Origin of the sequence: Cellulomonas chitinilytica, assembly GCF_016862675.1 — a bacterium.
Lineage (GTDB): Bacteria > Actinomycetota > Actinomycetes > Actinomycetales > Cellulomonadaceae > Cellulomonas > Cellulomonas chitinilytica.
In genome coordinates this window covers 83,447-103,766 of record NZ_BONK01000004.1, presented here as the reverse complement: position 1 = coordinate 103,766, position 20,320 = coordinate 83,447, and the positions used below count along the sequence as shown (strand labels likewise).

Annotated in this window: 20 protein-coding genes; 7 read left to right on the top strand and 13 right to left on the bottom strand. The window is 72.2% G+C overall.

Going from position 1 to position 20,320, the window contains the following annotated elements:
- Window positions 1–39: 39 nt before the first annotated feature.
- From Cch01nite_RS07010 to Cch01nite_RS07000, 3 genes are all read right to left on the bottom strand, one after another.
- On the bottom strand, window positions 40–1,014 hold the full coding sequence (locus tag Cch01nite_RS07010; protein WP_203750411.1) for a phosphotransferase enzyme family protein: 975 nt from the start codon (window positions 1,012–1,014) through the stop codon (window positions 40–42).
- 107 nt (window positions 1,015–1,121) lie between these two features.
- Window positions 1,122–1,481: an MmcQ/YjbR family DNA-binding protein gene (locus Cch01nite_RS07005; protein ID WP_203750409.1), complete on the bottom strand. Its 360-nt coding sequence runs from the start codon at window positions 1,479–1,481 to the stop codon at window positions 1,122–1,124.
- Window positions 1,482–1,543: 62 nt separating this feature from the next.
- On the bottom strand, window positions 1,544–2,608 hold the full coding sequence (locus tag Cch01nite_RS07000) for a helix-turn-helix transcriptional regulator (protein ID WP_239070013.1): 1,065 nt from the start codon (window positions 2,606–2,608) through the stop codon (window positions 1,544–1,546).
- A 103-nt stretch (window positions 2,609–2,711) separates the two neighbouring features.
- On the opposite strand from Cch01nite_RS07000, the gene Cch01nite_RS06995 reads away from it, so the two are divergent.
- Window positions 2,712–3,110 (top strand): VOC family protein, encoded by a 399-nt coding sequence (locus Cch01nite_RS06995; protein WP_203750405.1) that lies wholly within the window; start codon window positions 2,712–2,714, stop codon window positions 3,108–3,110.
- An 85-nt stretch (window positions 3,111–3,195) separates the two neighbouring features.
- On the opposite strand, the gene Cch01nite_RS06990 is transcribed toward Cch01nite_RS06995, so the two are convergent.
- Window positions 3,196–4,956, bottom strand: coding sequence for a peptidoglycan-binding domain-containing protein (locus Cch01nite_RS06990; protein WP_203750402.1), 1,761 nt, complete (start codon window positions 4,954–4,956; stop codon window positions 3,196–3,198).
- A 96-nt stretch (window positions 4,957–5,052) separates the two neighbouring features.
- On the opposite strand from Cch01nite_RS06990, the gene Cch01nite_RS06985 reads away from it, so the two are divergent.
- Window positions 5,053–5,511, top strand: coding sequence for a hypothetical protein (locus Cch01nite_RS06985; RefSeq protein ID WP_203750389.1), 459 nt, complete (start codon window positions 5,053–5,055; stop codon window positions 5,509–5,511).
- Window positions 5,512–5,573: 62 nt separating this feature from the next.
- On the opposite strand, the gene Cch01nite_RS06980 is transcribed toward Cch01nite_RS06985, so the two are convergent.
- Window positions 5,574–5,912, bottom strand: coding sequence for a hypothetical protein (locus Cch01nite_RS06980; protein ID WP_203750386.1), 339 nt, complete (start codon window positions 5,910–5,912; stop codon window positions 5,574–5,576).
- A 196-nt stretch (window positions 5,913–6,108) separates the two neighbouring features.
- Between Cch01nite_RS06980 and Cch01nite_RS06975 the strand changes: the two genes are divergently transcribed.
- The gene (locus tag Cch01nite_RS06975) at window positions 6,109–6,627 is read left to right on the top strand and encodes a hypothetical protein (protein WP_203750383.1); all 519 of its coding nucleotides are present in this window, start codon (window positions 6,109–6,111) and stop codon (window positions 6,625–6,627) included.
- Window positions 6,628–6,670: 43 nt separating this feature from the next.
- Window positions 6,671–7,210 (top strand): hypothetical protein, encoded by a 540-nt coding sequence (locus Cch01nite_RS06970; protein ID WP_203750380.1) that lies wholly within the window; start codon window positions 6,671–6,673, stop codon window positions 7,208–7,210.
- A 54-nt stretch (window positions 7,211–7,264) separates the two neighbouring features.
- Here the strand turns inward: Cch01nite_RS06970 and Cch01nite_RS06965 are convergent, their stop codons facing one another.
- Window positions 7,265–7,825, bottom strand: coding sequence for a TetR/AcrR family transcriptional regulator (locus Cch01nite_RS06965; protein WP_203750376.1), 561 nt, complete (start codon window positions 7,823–7,825; stop codon window positions 7,265–7,267).
- Between the two features lie 37 nt (window positions 7,826–7,862).
- Here Cch01nite_RS06965 and Cch01nite_RS06960 point away from each other — a divergent pair, with 37 nt between their 5' ends.
- Window positions 7,863–8,909 carry an epoxide hydrolase family protein gene (locus Cch01nite_RS06960; protein WP_203750374.1) on the top strand — a complete coding sequence of 349 codons (1,047 nt, stop codon included), beginning with the start codon at window positions 7,863–7,865 and terminating at the stop codon, window positions 8,907–8,909.
- A gap of 78 nt (window positions 8,910–8,987) precedes the next feature.
- Here Cch01nite_RS06960 and Cch01nite_RS06955 read toward each other — a convergent pair whose 3' ends face one another.
- From Cch01nite_RS06955 to Cch01nite_RS06930, 6 genes are read right to left on the bottom strand one after another with little or no spacing between them, the layout of a single operon-like run.
- Window positions 8,988–9,743 carry a VWA domain-containing protein gene (locus Cch01nite_RS06955; RefSeq protein WP_203750371.1) on the bottom strand — a complete coding sequence of 252 codons (756 nt, stop codon included), beginning with the start codon at window positions 9,741–9,743 and terminating at the stop codon, window positions 8,988–8,990.
- A complete protein-coding gene (locus Cch01nite_RS06950) occupies window positions 9,740–10,975 on the bottom strand; it encodes an OmpA family protein (protein ID WP_203750369.1) in 1,236 nt (411 codons plus the stop codon). Before Cch01nite_RS06950 ends, Cch01nite_RS06955 begins: the two co-directional genes overlap by 4 nt.
- Before the next feature lie 18 nt (window positions 10,976–10,993).
- Window positions 10,994–12,448 carry a hypothetical protein gene (locus Cch01nite_RS06945; protein WP_203750367.1) on the bottom strand — a complete coding sequence of 485 codons (1,455 nt, stop codon included), beginning with the start codon at window positions 12,446–12,448 and terminating at the stop codon, window positions 10,994–10,996.
- On the bottom strand, window positions 12,448–12,852 hold the full coding sequence (locus tag Cch01nite_RS06940; RefSeq protein ID WP_203750365.1) for a hypothetical protein: 405 nt from the start codon (window positions 12,850–12,852) through the stop codon (window positions 12,448–12,450). Before Cch01nite_RS06940 ends, Cch01nite_RS06945 begins: the two co-directional genes overlap by 1 nt.
- 40 nt (window positions 12,853–12,892) lie before the next feature.
- Window positions 12,893–13,390 (bottom strand): hypothetical protein, encoded by a 498-nt coding sequence (locus Cch01nite_RS06935; protein ID WP_203750363.1) that lies wholly within the window; start codon window positions 13,388–13,390, stop codon window positions 12,893–12,895.
- A 6-nt stretch (window positions 13,391–13,396) separates the two neighbouring features.
- Window positions 13,397–13,666, bottom strand: coding sequence for a hypothetical protein (locus Cch01nite_RS06930; protein ID WP_203750361.1), 270 nt, complete (start codon window positions 13,664–13,666; stop codon window positions 13,397–13,399).
- Between the two features lie 365 nt (window positions 13,667–14,031).
- Here Cch01nite_RS06930 and Cch01nite_RS06925 point away from each other — a divergent pair, with 365 nt between their 5' ends.
- Window positions 14,032–18,108, top strand: coding sequence for a DEAD/DEAH box helicase (locus Cch01nite_RS06925; RefSeq protein ID WP_203750359.1), 4,077 nt, complete (start codon window positions 14,032–14,034; stop codon window positions 18,106–18,108).
- A gap of 48 nt (window positions 18,109–18,156) precedes the next feature.
- On the opposite strand, the gene Cch01nite_RS06920 is transcribed toward Cch01nite_RS06925, so the two are convergent.
- The gene (locus Cch01nite_RS06920) at window positions 18,157–18,618 is read right to left on the bottom strand and encodes a hypothetical protein (RefSeq protein ID WP_203750358.1); all 462 of its coding nucleotides are present in this window, start codon (window positions 18,616–18,618) and stop codon (window positions 18,157–18,159) included.
- 140 nt (window positions 18,619–18,758) lie between these two features.
- On the opposite strand from Cch01nite_RS06920, the gene Cch01nite_RS06915 reads away from it, so the two are divergent.
- The gene (locus Cch01nite_RS06915; protein ID WP_203750356.1) at window positions 18,759–20,231 is read left to right on the top strand and encodes a hypothetical protein; all 1,473 of its coding nucleotides are present in this window, start codon (window positions 18,759–18,761) and stop codon (window positions 20,229–20,231) included.
- Window positions 20,232–20,320: the final 89 nt, after the last annotated feature.

The following is a 20,320-nucleotide window of genomic DNA, read 5'->3' as shown; positions in this document are numbered from 1 at the left end:
TTTGCTCGGCCGAGCTCGCGGACGACGTGCTGGCCCGTCTCAGGGCGCCAACGGGCCGGTTCCCGGGCCCGGCGGCACAGCGCGGGTCACGTCGAGCAGGTCTCGAAGCCTCCTGCGGGTGTGTGGATCCTCCAGCACCTCGTTGATCCAGGCGGTCGAGTCCGCGCGGTCGGGGGAGCGGGCGTTGGGCTGCAACCAGTCCGTCGCCGCCATCTCGGTGATGTGCCCGAGCTCGGCGATGAGCATCGAGAAGTGCCCAGGTCGGTCGACCCGCCCTGGGCCGCCGGCGTCCTGGTAGGCCCCCATCAGCGCGCGCGCTCGACCCGGGTCGGAGCGCCCGAACTCGAACAGCACGCACGCGAGCTCCTGGCTCGGGTCTGCCGGCCCGCTGTTGTCCCAGTCGATGACGCACAGCCCACCGCTCGCGGTGGGCAGCACGTTGTCGGCCCACAGGTCACGGTGGCAGGACCGCACTGCCTCGGGTGGCTCGATCCAGGACTCGAGCGCGACCAGCTCGTCGCGCAGCGCGGCGAGCCGACCCGCGAACGGCGCGCCACCGTCCCGCACCTGCGTGACCACCTCGTCCCAGCGACCGGCGCCGACGGGCTCGTGGTACCACGGGTGGAGCGGGCGGGGGTCGTCGATCTGCACGCCGTGGATACGGGCGACGACCGCGCCCACGAGCGCTGGGTCGAGACCGGTGTCCGGGGCTCCGAGGTCGACCCACTCGTAGACCCTCACCCGGCGATCTCCCACGTCCGCGAACACGCACCCGTCGGTCGTGCGTCGGATCTGCGGCGTGGGCACGCCCGCGAGGTGTGCCGCCTCCTGGAACTCCGCCGACGGCCGCACCTCGTCCTCGTGCGACGGGGTGAACGGGACCTTCACCGCCCAGCTGCCATCCGTCGTGTCCAGCCGCCACACCACGCCCTGCTTGCCTCTCGCGACCGGGCCGTCGGACAGCCTCGCGCCACCGCCGAGGGCGAACTGTCGGGCCAGATCGGGACCGTCCACGCACCTACTGCAGCACAGTCCCGCCGGGCAGCGTCACCCGACGTGCTGATCACGAACGGGCCACGGCGGGCGAGCGCGACCGTGGCGTCCACCGGGGCGGCTCAGGTTCAGCCGGGCCCGGCGGGATGAGCGAGGTCGTAGGCTCGCGCGATCTTCTGCGGGACGACCATGCGCCAGGCGTCGACGACGAGCTCGCGCGCCTCGGCCGGATCCAGGGCCGCGAGGTCGGCCTGCACCCAGTTGAAGCGCAGATCGGACTCGCTCGGGAGCTGGAACTTGCGTGGGTCGCTCGCGACGAGCGCTCCCCGTTCCTCCCGGGGAAAGGCGAAGCCCATGATCCGCTCGTCGAGGGAGAACGCGACGTAGACGATCTGCTTGACGCGGAACTTCAGCCGACCGCGCACGTAGGCCGGAGAGGACCGCTCCAGCTCTGTGCCCAGCCATCGGACATCCTCGAGGACGGCCATGCGTCATGGTCACACACCTGCTGCGGGTGACGTGGCCGGACCGCGCCGCGCAGCCTGACGGGTCACGGTGCGACGGTCGAACCCGTGCGAGGCGTCTTCCTCCCTCTGGTCGCCGGCCCGGCTTTCGAGACGTCCGGTCGGGCCGTGGTGCCCCCGGAGGCGTCGGCAGCGTCGAGCAGCCTTGTCGCTGCGGCTCGAGCGGCCTGCCGAAGCTCTTCGGGACCCTCGATGACGACGTCGCAGTCGAGCGCGGCGATGACGGCAGGGATCCAGTCGAGCGTGTGCGCGCGGATGTCGGCACGGTGCCAGGTAGGCGGGCCATCGCCGTCGAGCTCCGGGACGGGTCGCAGGACGGCCACGCTCGCCGGAAGGTGCCGGCGGATGTGCTCGTCGGACGCTCGGATGCGGAGCACGACCCGCCACGGGTAGTCGGCGTCGGCGAAGCCGTCGACCAGACGGGAGATCGCCTCGCGTCTCGCCGGCGGCTCGAAGGCGCCGGAGACCGCCCGAGCGGTGCGGATGCGGTCGACCCGGAAGGTGCGCTCCGATCGCCGCGCGGTGTCGAAGGCGATCAGGTACCAGCGACCCGAGTGCGCGATCAGGTCGTAGGGGAGCACCGTTCGGCGCGAGGGTGTGCCGGCCGCGTCCAGATATCGCAGGTCGAGCGGTCGTCGTTGCTTGATCGCATCGGCGATCGTCAGCAGCGAGCCCGCGTCGGGGACGTCGCGGTGCGTCGGGGCGTCGAGCACGGCCGTCTCCAGGAGCGACTCGAGGCGCCGCGCGGTCTGGGCCGGCAACGATCGTCGGATCTTCGACATGGCGGTCTGGATCGCGACGTCCGGCGCGTCCGCACCGGCCTGTGCGTGAACGAGGCCGAGCAGGAGGGCGACGGCCTCGTCGTCGCTGAGGATGACCGGTGGCATGCGGTAGCCGGCCCGGATCCGGTATCCGCCGTAGCGCCCTCGCACCGACTCGACCGGGATCTCCAGGTCCAGGAGGTGCTGCACGTGGCGGCGCACGGTGCGCTCGTTCACGGCGAGCCGCTCGGCGAGCTCGGTGACCGTGCGGATGTCCGCCGACTGCAGGAGCTCCAGGAGCTGCAGCACGCGCGAGGTCGTCGACGTCACGTCGCCATTCTCCCGCCATACCGGGCAGGAACCGCCCGGTATTCCTCCTAGCGTCGACGTCACCCGCCGCATCCGCGGAGGCGACCCTGACCGAGGAGACGCCGTGCAGCTCGCCGCCACCCGCATCATCACCGACGACGTCGACGCCCTCGTCGCCTTCTACGAGAAGGTGACCGGCGTGGCCGCCGTCCGGCTGCACCCACTGTTCGCCGAGCTGCGCACGGAGTCGGGGACGCTGGCGCTCGCGAGCTCCGCCACCGTGCCGCTGCTCGGGGAGGACGCGGCACGGTCGGGTGCCAACCGTTCCGTCATCCTCGACTTCCTCGTGGACGACGTCGATGCGGTCTACCTCGCGCTGCAGGACGTCGTGGACGTCTTCGTCAACACGCCGACGACCATGCCGTGGGGCAACCGGTCGCTCCTGTTCCGCGACCCGGACGGCAACCTCGTCAACGTCTTCACCCCGACCGGCACCGATGCCCGGGGCCGGGTCGCTCGCTAGCGGGCCCCCGTGGTGAGCGGCGAGCGACGAAGCCCCCGACCTTCACACGGAAGGTCGGGGGCTTCGTCGGGTCAGCGGCCTGGTGTCAGCCGGCGACGATCGCCGCCCACGTCAGGGGGCCGACGATCCCGTCGGCCTGGAGGCCGTGCGCGCGCTGGAACGCCTGGACCGCCGCACGAGTGCGCAGGTCGAAGGTGGCGGTGACGCGCACGCCGAGAGCCCGCTGGATGATCGCGACGGCGCCACCTCGGTCACCGCGGTTGATGCCGGCACTGACGACCGAGCTCGCGATGGCGCCCGCAGCCGGCCGCGCCGGTGCGAGCTCGCCGTCACCGGCCAGGACCGCGAGGATGGCGGCCCACGTCTTCGGGCCGACGATCCCGTCGTCCTTGAGGCCGTGCGCCGTCTGGAACGCCTTGATCGCCGCCCGGGTCTGCGGACCGAAACGGCCGTCGGTGTCTGCGCCGACAACGCGCTGGATCAGCGAGACGACCTCACCGCGTGCACCCCGCTGGACCCCGGCGGCGATGACGTCGGCGGGCACATCCGTCGCACGCGCACGCAGGTCGGCACGCTCTGCCGACGGGGCCGAGACGGCCGGCGGCGTGACGGACGCGGCGGTGACCGTCCACGCGTAGGTCAGCACCTCGGAGTACCGGCCGTCCTTGACGGCGCTGACCTGGATCGTGTGCTGCCCGACGGACAGGCCGGTCAGCGTGAACTGCGAACCCTCCACTGGGATCGGGTCGGCCATCTGGGCGTCCTCGGGGAGGTCCAGGACGTACTCGACGCTGGAGCCCTCGGTCGCGGAGACCGAGAACGTCGCCGTCGTGGCCGTGCTCGACGCAGCGGGCGTGCGCACCCACGTGACGACGGGGGCAGGGTTGTCCTCGGGGACGTCCGCGAACGCGATGGTCCACGTCACCGTGAACGGCACGGACTCGTTGCCGGCCGCGTCCACGCCGTACACCGACCAGGTGTGCACACCCTCGGCGAGGTCGTCGTAGAACGCGTTGCGCCCGTCCGTCCGGGTGGGCGTGGCGCCGTCCAGGGACGCGTACCAGGTCGCGTCGTCGTCATCGGAGTGCCACGCGAACCCGGCAGCCCGGTACTCGGTCGTCTCCCCCTCGGTGCGCTTGGTGACCCACCCGGTGATCTCCGGGGCGGTCGTGTCCTCGTCGACGCCACCCGGGGCGGTGACGGTCCAGTCGAACGACCCGCCGATCACGTTGCCGGCCGGGTCGGTGGACCTCAGGAGCAGGTGGTGGCCGCCGACGGCGAGGTCGGTGAACTCCAGGAGCTGGCTGTCGGTGGCCGCGAGCCAGAGACCGCCGTCGAGCTGGTACGTGAGGGCGCCCTGCTCGCTGTAGACCGTGAACGACAGGTGGGTCGCGTCGGTCGTCTGACCGTCCGCCAGACCGTGGGACGTGAACGAGAAGTCCGGGACGAGGGTGTCCACCGTGAACGTGCGGGTCTCGACGAACTCCTCGTCGTCGGCGTCGTACGCCTTGACCTCGACCGTGTGCGTGCCCTCGGGCAGGTCGTCCAGCGGGAACGCGACGGAGGGGACGCCCCAGTGACCGACCTGCGCGCCGTCGACGAAGACCTCCGCACGCTGAACCGGGTCGTCCGCACCCGGGGCGATCGTCAGCGTGAAGTCGTTGTGCGTGACGAACCCGCCGGCCGGCAACCCACCAAGGGTGAACGTCGGAAGCGCACCAGGGCTGTCCGCGAGCGCAGGGGTGATGCAGGAGATGGTCAGTGCTGCGGTCATCGGCAGGGTCAGGAGCGCGTACTTGCGCTTGGTGGACATGGGTGTGCTCGTCTTCGCCCGTGCGTGTCTCATGCAGGAAGCGTCGGGACATTCGCGTGTCCCACCAAAACCATCGACGCTATTTCGTCGGCGACGGGGCGTGTAATTGGTGCAAGGCGGGCCGCGAATGTGCAAATCACCGAGGTATTTCACCCGTCGCCGGCGGGCCGAATGGGTGGCTCGTGCGCGATCGGGTCGTGGCAGGACGCCGAACGTGCGGCCGAGATCTTCATGCGCACGCATCTGGGCTACTGGGACGCTCACGTCACGAACCAGGGCGCCGACGCGGGCACGCCGGCCACCGCGTACGCAGAACAGGTGGGGATCGCGCTCTTCTCCTACGACGCCCAGGGCACCTTCTGGGCCTGTTCGTCGACGGCCAGGCGTCTTCTCGCGGATGCGCGAGCGAATCGCACCGACTCCACGCGTCCTCCCGCGGAGCGTCCGACAGGCGACGAGGCACGCGCCCTGGTCCGCGAGATGTGGGGACGGCGCGAACGAGAGCGGGAGCGCGCACGCGTCGAGATGGTGAACCGGCGCAGCACCGAACTGGGAAGCCGCGCGGACGAGCCGGCCGGCGAGGCCTGAGCCGTGCCCGACCGACCCGAGCACCTGCGCAAGATCGACCTCGCCGACCGGGTTCCGAACGATCAGATGAGCGACAGCGCCAACCAGGCCGTGTAGGCGACCCAGGCCAGGGCGACCACGCCGCCCACGACCGACCGGGTCCGGCGCCCGGCCCACGGAGCGAACGCGAGCAGGCTTCCGCTCACCGCGGCAGCGCCGAGACCTGCGACCAGGCTGATGTACGGCCCTGCCGTCTGCCAGACGTCACGAGGGCAGCTGGCGAAGCCGCAGGCCGCGACCACCATGGCGACCCAGGAGAACGCGGAGTTGACCGCGACGGCGAGGACCACCGGGATGATCAGCCAGCGGTGGACCTTCGGTCCGCCCTCGGTGAGCGCGCCGGTCGTGGTGCTGCTGGTCACCGAGATCCCCCTGACGTTGGGCCCAGCGCACCGGGGCCTGCATCGCGGGCGCCATGCCTGCCCACGGCGAGCATCGGACGCTACGCGTCGCGGCGGAGGCGAACGGTCCAGCGGGGGCGGGTTCACTCGGACGGTGCACCGCCGGCGCTCACGGATCGGCGCGTTCAGGGCATCTCGCCTGTCTAGGCTGCGCCGCATGGGGTCGTTCTCGGAAGTCGTCCTGTCGTTCGACTTCACTGCGCAGACGCCGCCTGGCGTGCTCGCTGCCGTGGCGGCACTGGCCGTGCCTGACGCTCGGCAGGAGGTCCCCCGTCTTCCGTCGCCGACGGTCGAGGAGTGGGAGCTGTTCTCGCCGGACTGGCGTCAGGCGGGCTGGCCCGGAGGTGACCCGTTCGAGGCTGAGCCGTGGCGGCACGACTGGGCTTCGTGGCTCTCGACGTCCATGGGTGGTGGCACGGTTCCGCACGGTCGGCTGGTGTGGTCCGGGTGGGGGGACCGGTGGAACCTGGACTGCCGGTTCGCGTGGAAGACGGACCCCGGGAGCGCGAGCGACGCGTTGGCATGGCTTGCCCCCTACGTCGACCCCGGGTTCCGGAGCGGCCGAGTCCTCGTCGGCTACGCCCAGTACGAGAACGCGCCCAGGCCCCACCTGTTCTGGGTCGATGCGGGACGGTGGGAGCTGGAGGACCTCAACCCTGACGACAGCGTGTGGTAGCACGCGTCTGGCAAGGCCACGAGCGTGCGGCTAGCGTCGACGCATGGACGCGAGCACCCTGTCGACGGTGTCGTTCGACGGCGAGATGCTCATGCGTGCGGTGGAGGAGCAGCGGTCCGTCCGCGGACTGCGGTGGAGGGGCCTCGCCGTCGAGCTGTGGGACCAGTCGGCGGTGCTCAACGCTCAGCTGGGCGACGACGCGCTGTGCCCGGGAGCCCTCCAGCGGACCGCCGTGCGCGGGACGATGTCGTGCCAGTACGCGCTGCCCCTGCTGCGCTGGTTGCGCCGACCGCCGGAGGACTTCCTCGTCGGTGAGGTCGTGGACGTCGGCGACACGCGCCTGCCCGAAGCCGGGCCGGACAAGCGGCTCCGCTGGGATCTTGCCGAGCTGCACGCGGACCTCAACGGGCGCCGTGAGGAACGCGCGCTGACCTGGGCTGCGATGGGCGCCGAGCTCGTCTGCTCCCCGAACCGGCTGACCAATCTCAAGAGCGCGCAGCTCGCCGACATGGGGCTGGTCATGCAGGTCACGCAGTGGCTCGCCGCACCTGCGTCGCGCTACGTCCACCCGACCGACTGGTAGCGGCGCCCGCGCGCACGGGCCGGCGGCGGGTCCCGAGCCTCGCGTCGGCGTGCGTCATCCGTCGGCGAGGCGCTGGATGGTGGCGCCCAGCCAGGCCTGGAGGTCGGCGGCGTCGCCGAGCTCGGGACGCAGGACCCGGCGGCGGGTCGAGACGCCGAGCACGAAGGCGTCGATCGCCGCGGCCCGGTGGCGGGCGTCCGTGTCGTCCAGACCGCTGTCGCGCAGGTAGCGGTGCAGCGGCTCGAGCGAGTGCGCGTCGAGGAAGGCGGCGAGCGCTTCGGCGGCTTCGGGGCGTTCGCCGGAGGCGCGTTGCAGCACGAGCAGCGGATCCTGCCCGGACTCACCGGACCACCGTTCCACGATGCTCGCCGCCAGGCGCGAGCCCAGCCCGGACAGGTCGCCGCTGAAGGAGTCCACGACCGGGATCTCCACCTGGGTCGCCGCCAGGAAGAGGCCGTCCTTGCCACCGAAGTAGCGCGTGATGAGGTTGGGTGACACGCCGGCAGCGTCGGCCACGGCCTTGACCGTGATCGCCGTGAAGCCGTCACGGGCGAACAGGCGGCGGGCGTGCTCGAGGATCCGCTGCTGGGTGGCGGCCGCGTTGCGCACGTTCATGTGTATCATGATACACATGATGTGTATGGTGATACACATGGACGACGAGACACGGGCACGACTCCGGCGGACGCGGCACGTCACGACTCCGTGGAGCGACGACCGGACGCTCGGCCTCGGCGGCACCCGGCTGCACGAGCTGCTCGACCGCTGGGCCGACGGGTACGACTGGGACCTGCACGAACGCCGTGTCGGCGCGCTCCCGTGGGTCACGGTGCCGGCCGGCGACACCGACCTGCGAGTGATCCACCAGCGGTCCGCCGACCCCGACGCCCCCGTGGTCGTGCTCCTGCACGGCTGGCCGGACTCGGTGCTGCGGTTCGAGCGGGTCCTGCCTCTGCTCACCGACCTGCACGTCGTGGTCCCCGCGCTGCCGGGCTTCCCGTTCGCGGCCCCGCTCACCACGACCGGCATGTCGGCCAACCGGATCGCGGGGACCGTCGCGAACGCCCTCGACGAGCTCGGCTACCCGCGGTACACGGTGTCGGGCGGCGACGTGGGTGGCACCGTCGCGGAGATCCTCGCCGGCGAGCACCCGGACCGGGTCGCCGCCCTGCACCTGACGAACGTCGCCCCGCGGCGTGCGCTCACGGCCGACCCGGCGACGCTCGCACCCGACGCGGCGGCCTACCTCGGCCGCACGGCCCAGTGGTTCCGGGCCGAGGGCGGGTACATCGCGGAGCAGTCGACGCGGCCGAACACCCTCGCCGTCGCCCTCGGCGACTCGCCCGCCGGCCTCCTGGCGTGGATCGTCGAGAAGCTCCAGGCCTGGTCCGACGAGTCGGCGTTCACCGCGGACGACCTCCTCACCTGGGTCACCGCCTACTGGGTCACCGGGACGATCGGCACGTCGTTCGCCACGTACGTCGAACCGGTCGTCCTCGCCGACCGGATCGACACACCGACCGTGCTCTCCGTCTTCCCGCGCGACACCAAGCCGGAGCCCCGCAGCTACGCCGAGGCCTTCCTGAACGTCGTCGACTACGTGGAGCACGGCGCCGGGGGCCACTTCGCTGCCTGGGAGCAGCCCCAGGCCTACGCCCGCGACGTGCACCTGGCGGTCGTGCGGGGTGGCGAGAGCTGAGCCGCCCGGCGCATCCGGTCCCCCGCGGAGGCGCGATGGGTCCGCACGGGACGGACCGTCCTGGTGGACCGGGTGCCGTCAGCGACGGACGACTCGCTGGCCGGTCGCGTGCGCGAGGGCCTCGGCGATCGCGAGCGACGTGCTGCCGGCCGAGTCCGCGTCGGCATCGACGTGATGCGCCCAGGGGAACGCGTCGCGCCAGCCCGGGGTGACGGCGACGCCGGAGGGGGTGATCGTCGTCATGGTGATCGCGTCGAGCCGCGCGGCGGCCTCCGCGGCGGCGTCCGGGTCGGCGTCGCCGACCATCGTGTCGGTGATCGCGATCACGGTCCGAGGGTGGCCCGTGTCGGCGACGTTGCCCAGCGCCGTACGGAGAGCAGGCAGGATGCTGGTCCCGGCGCCGGGTGCCCGGGCGGCCGACAGCGGTGCCCCTCGGGCGGCGAGCTCGCCGACGGTGGTCGTCGGCATGCGCACCACGGCCTCGTCGGTGAACGCGACGACCGTGAGGGTGTCGTCGGCCCGGAGGTTCGCGGGGGCCCAGTCCGTGAGCTGGGTGATGGCCTCGGCGCGCACGGACTCGTAGGCGGCGAAGCTGCCCGACTCGTCGAGCAGCAGGACGACGTCGAGCGGGACGGGCGAGCGGGCACCGCTGAGTGCGACGTCGGTGATGCGCTCGGGCCTGTGGATGACCTCCCACGCCGCCCGTCCACCCCCGGCGAGGAGCGCGACGACGAGCAGCGGCGCCCACAGCGGCACGCGCCGGGTCCGGCGCAGGCGTGCGGGTTCGCGCAGGTCGCCGATGCGCGCCTCGTTCGGCTCCAGGAGACCGGTCACGCGGGGCACGGGGCCCCCTCGACGACGACGTCGACGCGCCGCTCCGTCGCCGCGAGCGGCTCGATCTGCTGACCGGTCGCGGGGTCGATGTCCTCGACTCTCGGCTGGGTGTCTCCCACCCCGGTGACGGTGAGCCGGTCCTCGCTGACGCCGCCGGTGACGAAGACGTCAGCGACCGCGTCAGCCCGTCGCTGCGACAGGTCGACCAGCTCGGCGGCCGTGTGCGCACCGGAGCTGGCCGTGTGCCCCACGATCGTCGCGGTCGCCGCCTCGTTGTGGCGCAGGAGGTCGATCGCGGGAGCGAACACCTCGTGCGCGTCGGCGGCGAGCTGGGCGGAGTCGCCGGCGAACGCGAGGCTCGCGGGGACCTCGAACGTGCACGTCCCGGCGGAGGACGTCACCTCGACGGCGGGGAAGGCGGGCATCGGGTCGTCCGGCAGCCCGCCGCGGGACGTCGCGTTGACCGGGTTCGTGCGGATGTCGTCGCACCCCGTGGCGTCCCACCGGGTGCAGAGCGCCGCGGTGAGGTCGCGCAGCCAGTCGCGGTCGGCCGTGAGCAGTGCGGTCGACGTGTTGCCGATGCCGTCGACACTCAGCGCGGCGCCCCGAAGGTCGAGGGGGGCGGCCGCGGCGACGCGGGCGGCAGCATCGTCCGCAGGGAGGCTGAGGAGCTGCTCGTTGAGCGCGAACGGCCCGGTCGTGGAGACCATGTCGCTGAGCAGGTACACCGCGGTGCCCGGCGTGACGAGCTCGGAGGCGAGCGACAGCGCGCGGTGCAGGTCGGTCCCAGGGGCGTGGGGGGTCGCCTGCGGCAGCAGCACCTGCTCGACGCAGGCCGGCATGTGGCCGGCGAGCTCGGCGACGGACGGGCGGTCGCGGGCCCCCTCCGTGCTGAGCGCCGCGTCCTTCGCGACGATGGCGGGCGCTGCGCCCTCCCCGTCGACGGCGACCACCGTGATCGTGCCGTCGACGAGGCTCGCCGCGGCGATGGCGTCGCGCAGCGCGTCGGGCATGGCAGAGGGCGCGCCGCTGGCGGTGTGGTCGGCGACGACGACGATGCGGTCGGAGGCGCCGGGAACGGTACGGCTGAACACGTCGGCGCAGGCGCTGAGCGCGTCGGCGGCGAGCGTGGTCGTGCGCCCGGCCGGGGCGGCCGTCGTCGGGCCGGCGCAGGCTGTGAGGATGGCGAGGAGCAGGACCGCGAGCGCGGTCGTGGCGGTGCGTGTCTTCACGGGGGAGACCTCTCGGGTTCAGGCCGCGTGCGCGGCGGTGTCGGTCGGCGTGGACGTGTCGTCCTCGGCGTGCAGCCAGTGACGCGTGACGGCGTCCGAGGGGGAGGTGTCGGCGTCGGCGTTCGTCGCACCGCGCCGTGCTGCGGCGTCACGTTCGGCAGCCCAGAGCCGGGCGATGGGTGCGACCTCGTCGGCCTCGTCGACCGCGCGGAACGCGGCGATCGCCTCGACGACGCGGTTGCTGACGATCGGGGTGAGCAGCTCGCCGGTGCGCACGCGGCCGGTGACGTCGATCCGGGGCGTGGGCACCGCGTCGCGCTCGTCGAGGTCCCGACCGTCGGGGACCGAGACGCCGAGCGCCTCGGCGACGGTGGAGATGTCGAGCTTGCCGGTCCGGACCGCACCTTCGATGTGCTCGGCCTGGGCGCGGAGCGTGACGTCGGCGATCATGTCGCCGAGGTCCGCCATGGCGATGCGGGCACGCCGCCGGCTCGCGGCCGCGCGGCGGGCGAGGCGCTCGTCGCGCCGGATGTCGCGCCGCTCGGTCAGGCGCAGCACGAGCGACCACCGCGCCGCCTTGCGCGTGTGCACGAACACCGGGTGGTTGGCGATGACCTCCAGCACCACGACCGCGACGGGCAGGCAGGTGACGAACATCGTGACGGCCGTCTCGACGCGCATCCCGTCCTGCCCCGAGAACGCCGCGGCGATGCCGCCGGTGAAGCGCTCCTCGGCGATGGTGTGGAGGAACCACACGAAGAAGGCCATCACTGCGCTGCCCAGGGCGGCGATCACCGCCGACCGACCCGCGGGCAGCACCTCGTGCGCGACCGCGGCCTCGCGGTACCGGCCCGGGGGGCGCAGGAGCGGCCCGCGGAACAGCAACGACGCGTACGCCTTGCCGAGCAGGTGCGCCCCGCCCAGCAGCAGGACCGTGATGATGACCGCCGCGGCGAGGGACACCAGCACGTTCGGGTCCTGGACCGCCCACAGCGGGGTCCCGTCGGGGATGTCGAACGTGCGACGGAGGGTCGCTGCGACGAACGGCGGGTCGTTCGCGATCATCCCGGCGGCGACCGCCAGCACGACGAAGCCGGGGAGCCACGAGGTGAGGTAGCCGATGCGGGTGCTGCGCACGTCGTGGTCGAGCGCATGTGCCAGCCGTTCCGCGGTGCGGGGATGGCGCAGGTGCTGCGCGCGACGGCGCTGATGGTCGATGCGGACCTGCCGGCGCCCGGCAGCCCTGGTCGCGGCGCGTGACGCGCGGCGCGCGCGTCGTCCCGTGCGGGCCCGGCTGGAGGCGAGGGCCCGGGTGGCGAGCGCGGCCAGGACCGCGTCCGTGCTCGAGCCCTCGGTGCGCTCGGCGGCACGGTCGAGATCGCCGGCCACCGTGTGCTCGGCGTGCGTGGTGGCGTGGACGCGCGCCGGCGACCGGCCGCGCGAGCGGCCACGGATCGTGTCGATGACCGACATCAGGCCGCCACCTCCTCGGTGGGGGCGAACCTGCTCGCCCGCGCGATCGCGCGGATCGCGGCGACGCGGGCGACGGCGACCGCGTCGGGCCCGGGCGGGGGCTCGACGGCGGGGGGGACCCGCTCGACGGGCGACGTGAGATGAAAGCCCAGGCACGAGCCGCACCGGTACAGGCGGCTCTCGCGGCGCCGCGTCGCTCCGACGCGCGCGAGGTCGTCGGTGCGCTGCCGACGGGTGCTGGTGAGCGCGTCGGTGGCCTGGTGGTGGTCGCGGTAGCGACGCTTGCCGCTCTCGGGGCACACCGGCGCGCGATGGAGGGTGATGGTGGCCGCGCCATCGCGACGGCGGCCCGGGCGGCGCCGCGGGAGCGGTTCCGGCGTGAGGATCGTGATCACTGTCGTCATCTCCTTGTCGGGGTGGTGCGGGTGGGAAGGGTGGGCGTGGTCATCCGCGGCGGCCCGGCCCGAAGGCGAGCCACCAGGTGAGGGAGCCGAGCGCGACCGTCAGTGCGGCCCGGACCGGGTCTCCGAGCGCGAGGAGAAGGAGGTCGGCAGCCGACTCGAGGAGCGCGATCGGCAGGTGCTCGAGCAGGCCGTCGAGGCTCCCGACCGCCGACCACCACCCCCAGACGAACTGGACGAGCGGCAGGGCGAGCAGGATCAGGGCACCGAGGCGCACCGCGGCGCGGTGGCGCATGCGACGGCGGAACCGCTCGATGCCCGTACCCCGCTCGATGACGCGGCAGTCCCGGAGGCGTGCGCTGACCGTGGTCGCACCCGACATGCCGCCGTCGACCTCGACGCGGACGCGGCCGCCCTCGATCGCGGTGACGACGCCGAGGCTGCCCGCCGGCGCAGGAGCCGACAGGAGGCCGGTCCGGACGTCCGACGTGAGACGCACGGTGTCACCGGGCTCGGGGTGGCGGGAGAAGATCGAGGACATCGCGGCCTACCGGAGCGGAAGCTTCAGCTTCGGGAGCGGCGGCCGGTGCTCGCCGGGGACGGACCCACGCGCCCGCTCGGCGTGACGGAGGGTCTCGGCGTCGTCCTCGTACCGGCCCAGCTCGCGCTCGTGGGAGTCCGAGAGGTCCCCCACCTGCTGCTGCTGACGCTGCTGCTCGAACTCGGAGCGCGACGACGGGCGCTCGAGGTACGCGGTCGCGCCGACCCCGAGTCCGACGACGGTGAGCACGATCACCGTGCTCGTCTTCCAGCTCACGGGCGTTCTCCTTCGGTTCGTCGTGGTGCACGTGCACGTCGCGTCGGTGGCGCGGATGCCGGTGCTGACCTGGTGGTGAGGAGTCTGCGAGCCGGGGCTTTCCCGGCGCTCGGGAGGGGCGCGCCGCGGCGGGAAACGGGCTCGGGAAACGGCGTGGCCGACGGGCTCGGCGTCGAGCCCGGCGGGCAGTCGGGTGCCCTGCGGACGTGGTCGACACCGAGCGCGGGAACCGAGGTGCAGGAACCCACGAGAGGGCGGCGCGATCCTGATACGTTCGCCGCGGATCCAGCGTCTCGGCTGGTCATCGGTGTCGCAGCCGAGGATCTGGGCGGCTCCGCGACCGAACTGCTCCAGAGGAGCCGTGCATGGCGATCAACGAGTACACGGACGAACGCCGCCAGCGCCTCGAGGACGCGCTCACCCTGCTCGAGCGCGGGCGGTTCGAGCTCGACAAGGGCACGCTCAGCGCTGACGTGTTCGGGTCGCGGGGACGGTTCTCACCGGATCCGCGGTGGACACGCGTGTGGGGGTACTTCGGGGAGCTCGTCCTGCCGATGTGGCGGTTCGTGCGGGACGCGCCCGACGGCGTGGTGCGTGAGCTCCGCCTGTTCGCGGGCGACGAGAGTCGCGCGTTCTTCCCGTGGCTCGACCCCTACATCAGCGCGCCCGACGACGCCGAGACCAGGGGCGGGCGGCTGCTGGACAGCCTCGTCAGGTCGGTCGACGACGCCTGGACCGACTGGCAGCGTGAGGGTTCCGACGCCCTCCCCGACCTCGACCTCACCGCGGAGGAGCTCGAGGCGTCGACCAGGCTGCTGGCGCTGGTGCGGAACGGGTTCATCGGTCCGGTCGCACGCGCCGCCGGGATCGCCCTGGACTTCGACCCCGGCGCGGTGGGCAGCCGCCCGGACGACGAGGCGAAGCTCACCTGGCTCGCCCTGAACAGGCGCCTCCCGCGCAACCCGGTCCCGGCGATGATCTTCCTCTCGCGGCGCCTCGGTCGAGACCTGCTCCCCGGCGCGGTGTTCACGAAGGTCGACGTGGACGAGGACTACTTCTCCGCACTGACCGACCCCGCGGTCGGACTTCCCCCGCTCCTCGCCAGGAAGTTCATCAACGGCGACTTCCTCATGGAGCACAAGCGCAAGGTGGAGGACCAGGACTACTTCAGCTCCGGGATCGAGCCGCCGGGCACCACCGAGCTCGACCGCAGCGGGGTCGCCTACCTCTTCAGCTCCAAGTCGAACACCTCGCTCATGGTGCTGGCGCCGACGTCGAGCGGGAAGAGCCGGTTCGGTCAGATCGCCATCTCCCGCGAGGTCTACGAGAAGAAGCGTCAGCACCGGAAGACCTACGGCAAGGTCATCGTGATCGTCCCGACCAAGGCACTGGTCACACAGTTCGCCCGCGAGCTGCGCGACGTGCTCGCCGGTACGGAGGCCGAGCAGTGGGAGGTCCTCGAAGGTTCGCGGGACTACCCGCAGAACGACGACCGGATCCGAGCCTCACGCTTCGACATCGCGGTGATCATCCCGGAGAAGCTGGCCGCGCTGATGCGCAACGGGATGAAGATCGAACGCACGCCGCTGATCCTCGTGGACGAGCTCCAGCACATCGTCGACGGCCAGCGGGGGCTCAAGGAAGAGCAGCTGCTCATGGAGGTCTTCGGCCGCCCCTCCCCGCCCCGGTTCATCGGGCTCTCGGCATCGCTCTCACCGACGACGAAGGAGCTGCTGCAGAAGTGGTTCGCCGCGAACCTCCTGCGGGTCGACCTGCTGGAGGTGACGGCGCGACCTGTGCCCCTGACCGTCACCGCGCTCGGCAAGGACGGCAGGATCGAGAGCCGCACGCACATCCCCGGCGACCGCAAGGATCTCGACACCCCGCTGGAGGGCTTGAACACGATCCGGGAGCAGGTGCGGGGAAGCGGTGAGCTGAAGTCGCTCGCGCACAAGTACCGAGCGTCGATCGCCCTGCTGCTGGGGATCGTCGGTGAGAACCTCGAGGACGGGAAGTTCGACGAGGGCACGCCGTCCGTCCTCGTCTTCGCGGACACCCGGCGACACGCCGAGGACCTCGCGCGCATCACGCGCGAGCTGCTCGTGACCAGGCTCGGGGTGCCGTCGACCGCGTCCGGTCGCCGCGGCGAGGAGCCGGCCGCCAGGTTCCCCGTGTTCGACGGCCACTCGGGCGGGCCCCACCCCGTGCGCACCATCCGGCTCCTCCCCCCGGGACGGATCAGGGCCGACCTGACGAGCGCGCTGGAGACCGGCGTCGGGTTCCACACCGCCTCACTGAACGCGACGGGCCGTTCCGTGATCGAGTCGCTGTTCCGCGGCGGCTACATCCGCGTGCTGTTCGCGACCGACACCCTCCGGCTCGGGATCAACCTGCCCGCCGACATCGTCATCAACGCGGACCTCCACATGTACGACGGAGAGGCGCGGCTGATCAGCAAGGACGCACTCATCCAGCGGCTGGGTCGTGCGGGGAGGCTCGGGCACTCGAGGAGTCTGGGCCAGGGCTTCCTCATCGCCCGCCGCCCACCGGACTACCTGAGGCTCGAGGCCCACGACCGGATGGAGGTCACGGGCCGGTCGAACGCGACGGACGCCCAGGTGCTCGATGCGGTGAGCACGATCGACGGTCTCTACGCGGCCTACGTCCGCGACTGGTCGGGTGGCGCCCACTACGTCCGTCCCGTGGATCCTGCCTGGTTCGATCAGCTCGTCACCCAGTACCTCGAGTCGAGTGCGGGGCGAACCCTTCCCGTCGAGCATCTCCAGGAGGAGCTGGACTTCCTGTTCGCGCGCTCCCTCGCGGGTGTCGACGGGATGGGGAGGCCGGACGGTGACGCTGTGGTGGGCCGCCTCACGGACGTCGGGGCGATCGCCCTCTCGGGGAGCGAGTACCGGCTGACCGACATCGGTCGGAGCACCGCGGTCAATGCGCTCACCACCAAGGACGGCCAGATCGTCAAGCGCATCGCCAGGGCTGCTCAGGAGGGCGCCGGGCCGTTCACGCTGATCTACCTCGCCTGCACCTCGTGGCACGTGTCGACGTCGAACCACCAGATCGCGTTCAAGCCGGGTGACGCTCCCGACTTCGGGGAGAACGCACTGGCCCAGATCCGGGTGTTCGTCCCCCACACGGCACGACCTTCCAGCCGCAGCACGTTCATGCGGCACTTCCCCGACGCCGTGGCCGACCTCATCGGCCACGGCTCGGAGGCCGATCTGCTCCGACGCTCGATCGAGCTCCCGGTGCAGGGCACCCTCGACCCGGAACGGGCGGCGGAGCTGACCGCCATCTGGCGCGCGTTCCACGTCTACCTGCGGTGGACGGGCGCCCCGTTCGCGCACCTGGAGAACATCCTGCAGAAGGACGAGCCCCGCTGGCGCCTGGACGAGTCCGCGCTGGTGCTGCTCTCCGAGGGCGCCGCGTACATCACCAGCGCCGCGTCCGACCTGCTCGGGATGAACCCGGACACGATGCACTTCCGCTCGCTCGGCTTCTTCTCGACGGAGGTCGAGCTGGGCATGCCGGCTCTGCTCGCGCCGTTCCTCTACCTCAACCATCGGGGGATGGATCGCGAGCGGATCCTGGGCATGCGCCGCATCGTCAAGGAGGCCGAAGAACGGTGGGACGGGCTGGCCGAGCTGTTCGACATCTACGTCGACAAGTACGACGCGGTCCCTGATCCGAAGAGCCAGGACTGGATGCCGCTCCCGGAGGACGCCGTCGCGGACATCCGGGCGGAGCTCGTCAAGTACGACGAGGGACGGAAGGGAACGGCGTACCGGGTCATCGACGACATCGGTGCGATGCCGGTGCCGGGCATCCCTGGACGGCGGGTGAGGGACGAGCTGGAGCAGGTCGCGCTGGGCGAAGGCGCGCAGGTGCTGCTCGCGATGATGCGTCCGTTCGGTCTGGACGCCGAGCTGAGCGACGACGGGGACCGCGTGACGCTGCAGTTCCCCGCAGACGAGACGCACGGCGCCCAGACGACCGTCTTCCTCTTCCCGAGGCGCGGTGAGATCGTCGACAACGCCCTGATCGACCGGGTCATCGCCGAGCTCGACGGATCGTCGAACGCGATGGTCGTCGCCGTGGACGGAGCGACGCACGGGGTCATCAATCGCGGGCGATTCATGCAGGACCCCGTCGCGATCATCGATCCGGCGCTGCTCCTCGAGCTGCTCGCACGGGTCTTCAAGCGGTACGCCGGAGCAGCGACCGAGGCCGAGGACGAGGACGAGGACGTCTACGGCGGGCTCTTCGCAGCCCAGGACGAGCAGCGTCTGGACGTGGGCGGTGCCCGCGAGGAGCTGCGACGGCTCTTCCTGCACAACGCGCCGGTGCTGTCCCGCAACGACCTCGAGAACCGCCTCGCATACCGCGAGGTCGTCGTCGCGCAGCCCCGAACCTCCGCAGGGCCGTGAGGGACGGCTCCGGGTCCTCACGTTCGGCGGAGCGACGCTCCTGGGCGGTCAGCAGGTGGTCGTGAGGTAGTCGAGGACGGTGCTGCCGGGCGCGTCGAGCTCCTCGACGATCTCGAAGATCCTCGGCCCGGCGACCACGCCGTCGTCGGGGGTCTGCTCGGCGATCGTGACGGCCTCGGTGTACAGGTCGTGCAGGGTCTGCCACTCCGCGGCGATGTCGTCCGGCGGCGAGACGGCCTCCAGGACCTCGATGCGCGGGCCCAGGTCGGCGAGCGTCTCCTCGGGCGGCATCGCCACCTGGAACGGCCCGAGCGTCGCCAGCGTCCCGCCGGCCTCGTCGTAGGCCGCGCAGAAGTCGCCGCCGGATCCCTCGACCTTCTCGGTGGCGGCCGGTGGTGTGGTCGCAGCGCTCTCCGGGGCGTCGTCCGATCGCGAGCAGCCCGCGAGCACGAGGCCCGCGGCCAGGGTGAGCGCCGAGGCGGCGAGGGCAGGTGTCGGGCGGGTGCGCATGGGTGCTCCTTGCGTGAGTCGTGCCGTCGTCAGGCACGGCGGACAGCTCCTGCGACAGTACGGTGCGAGGTATGGCGCCGGCGCCGGAACCTCATCCACCGAACGGTCTGCTGGCCGCGCTGGTCCCTGCCGGTGTCCTGGTGCAGCCTGAGGTCGCACTGACGCGCGGCCTGTGGTGGTTGCTCGGGCTCGCCGGCGCGGCCGATGCCCTCGACCCTCTGCTGGTGCGGGGTGGCATCGAACCGGGACACGAGCCGCGGTGGCTGACGGAGGTCGTCGGTGCGGACCGCGGGCGCACCGACCTGGAGTGCCACTGGGGGAGACCGGCCGTCGCGCACGTCGTCGTCGAGGCGAAGATCGGCCACACCCTCGACGTCGGACAGGTCGCCGCCTACCGTCACCGGCTGCCCGACTCGGGCGGGCTGCTCGCGGTGCTGGTACCCGAGTCACGACGCCACGAGGCGGACCGCGTCCTGGCCGAGTACCGCGTGCTGTTCCCCGACGAGTCCGTCCACCTCGACGTCTGGACGTACGACGAGGTCACGCGCGCACTGGCCGATCGCCTCCCGGACAGCCCCGACGTCGCGCAGTTCGCCGGGCTGGTGGCGGCGTCGCGTGCCCTGGACATCTCGCCGCTCACCGAGGCGGAGCTGACGGAGGACCAGCCGGGCCGCCGCGACGACATCTGGCGCGTCGTCGAGCAGGCGTCGTCCGGGCTGTTCGGGCAGCGGTCGCCCGCCGGCACCGACCGGTACTTCGAGGTGCGCCGGTTCGTCGAGCTGGCTCCGCTGCCGACGTCACTCGTCGTCGGTGTGGGACGCAAGGGCAGGCAGGTCGACGCACCGCGCCCGTGGGCCTGGCTGCGGATCTCCGACGACACCGCCTTCGCGCACGTCGCCCAGAGGGTCCTCGACGACCTGCACCCCTCCGGGACGCTGCGGGAGGGCCAGGGACTGGGGGTGCCGTTGCAGATCCCGCCCGGTCGGTGGGGTGCGGCCATGATCGACACCGTCCGGGACCAGATCGTGACGACCGCCTCCGCGATCGTCTCGGCGATCGACGAGGCCCTCGCGTCCGAGGTCGCCTCCGGCCCGCCCGACCTGCACGACGCGATGGCGGCGGTGCTCGGCATGCCGCCGTTCGAACCCGCGGACCTGCTCGACGACTGCGACCTCCGCAAGGGCGACATCGAGCGGATGGTCCTCGAGGTGACCACGGTGCTCTTCGGAGGGCAGAGGCTGTACCCGCAGGTCCGGGTCGACCCCGACTTCGACGTCGTGCGGTACGTCCAGGTCACGCCGTTCGACACCCACGTCGCCATCGCGTCCGGCCGCAAGGAGCACCCGTCCGGGCGGCCCGAACCCCGGGTCTGGATCCGCGTCCACAACGACACCAGGCACGCGGCGATCGCGTTCGACGTCCTCGAGCACCTCGCGCCCGAGCAGGTCGCCCGGGGCACGGTGGGACGCGCGATTCCGCTCGCCATCCCCACCGGCACGCCGGGTCCCGAGACGCTGCGACGTGTGCACGCCCGGATCGACGAGGTGAGGTCGGCGATCCGCGCGGCGATCTACGCCGCCCATCGGGAAGACTCGGCGGAGATCACGCGGTAGCCGACGGCCCGCCCTCGTCCGGACGGGAGCGCGTCGCCCGCACTGGTGTCGCCGGGCGTCGTACTCAGCCCCCGACCTCACTGAGCCAG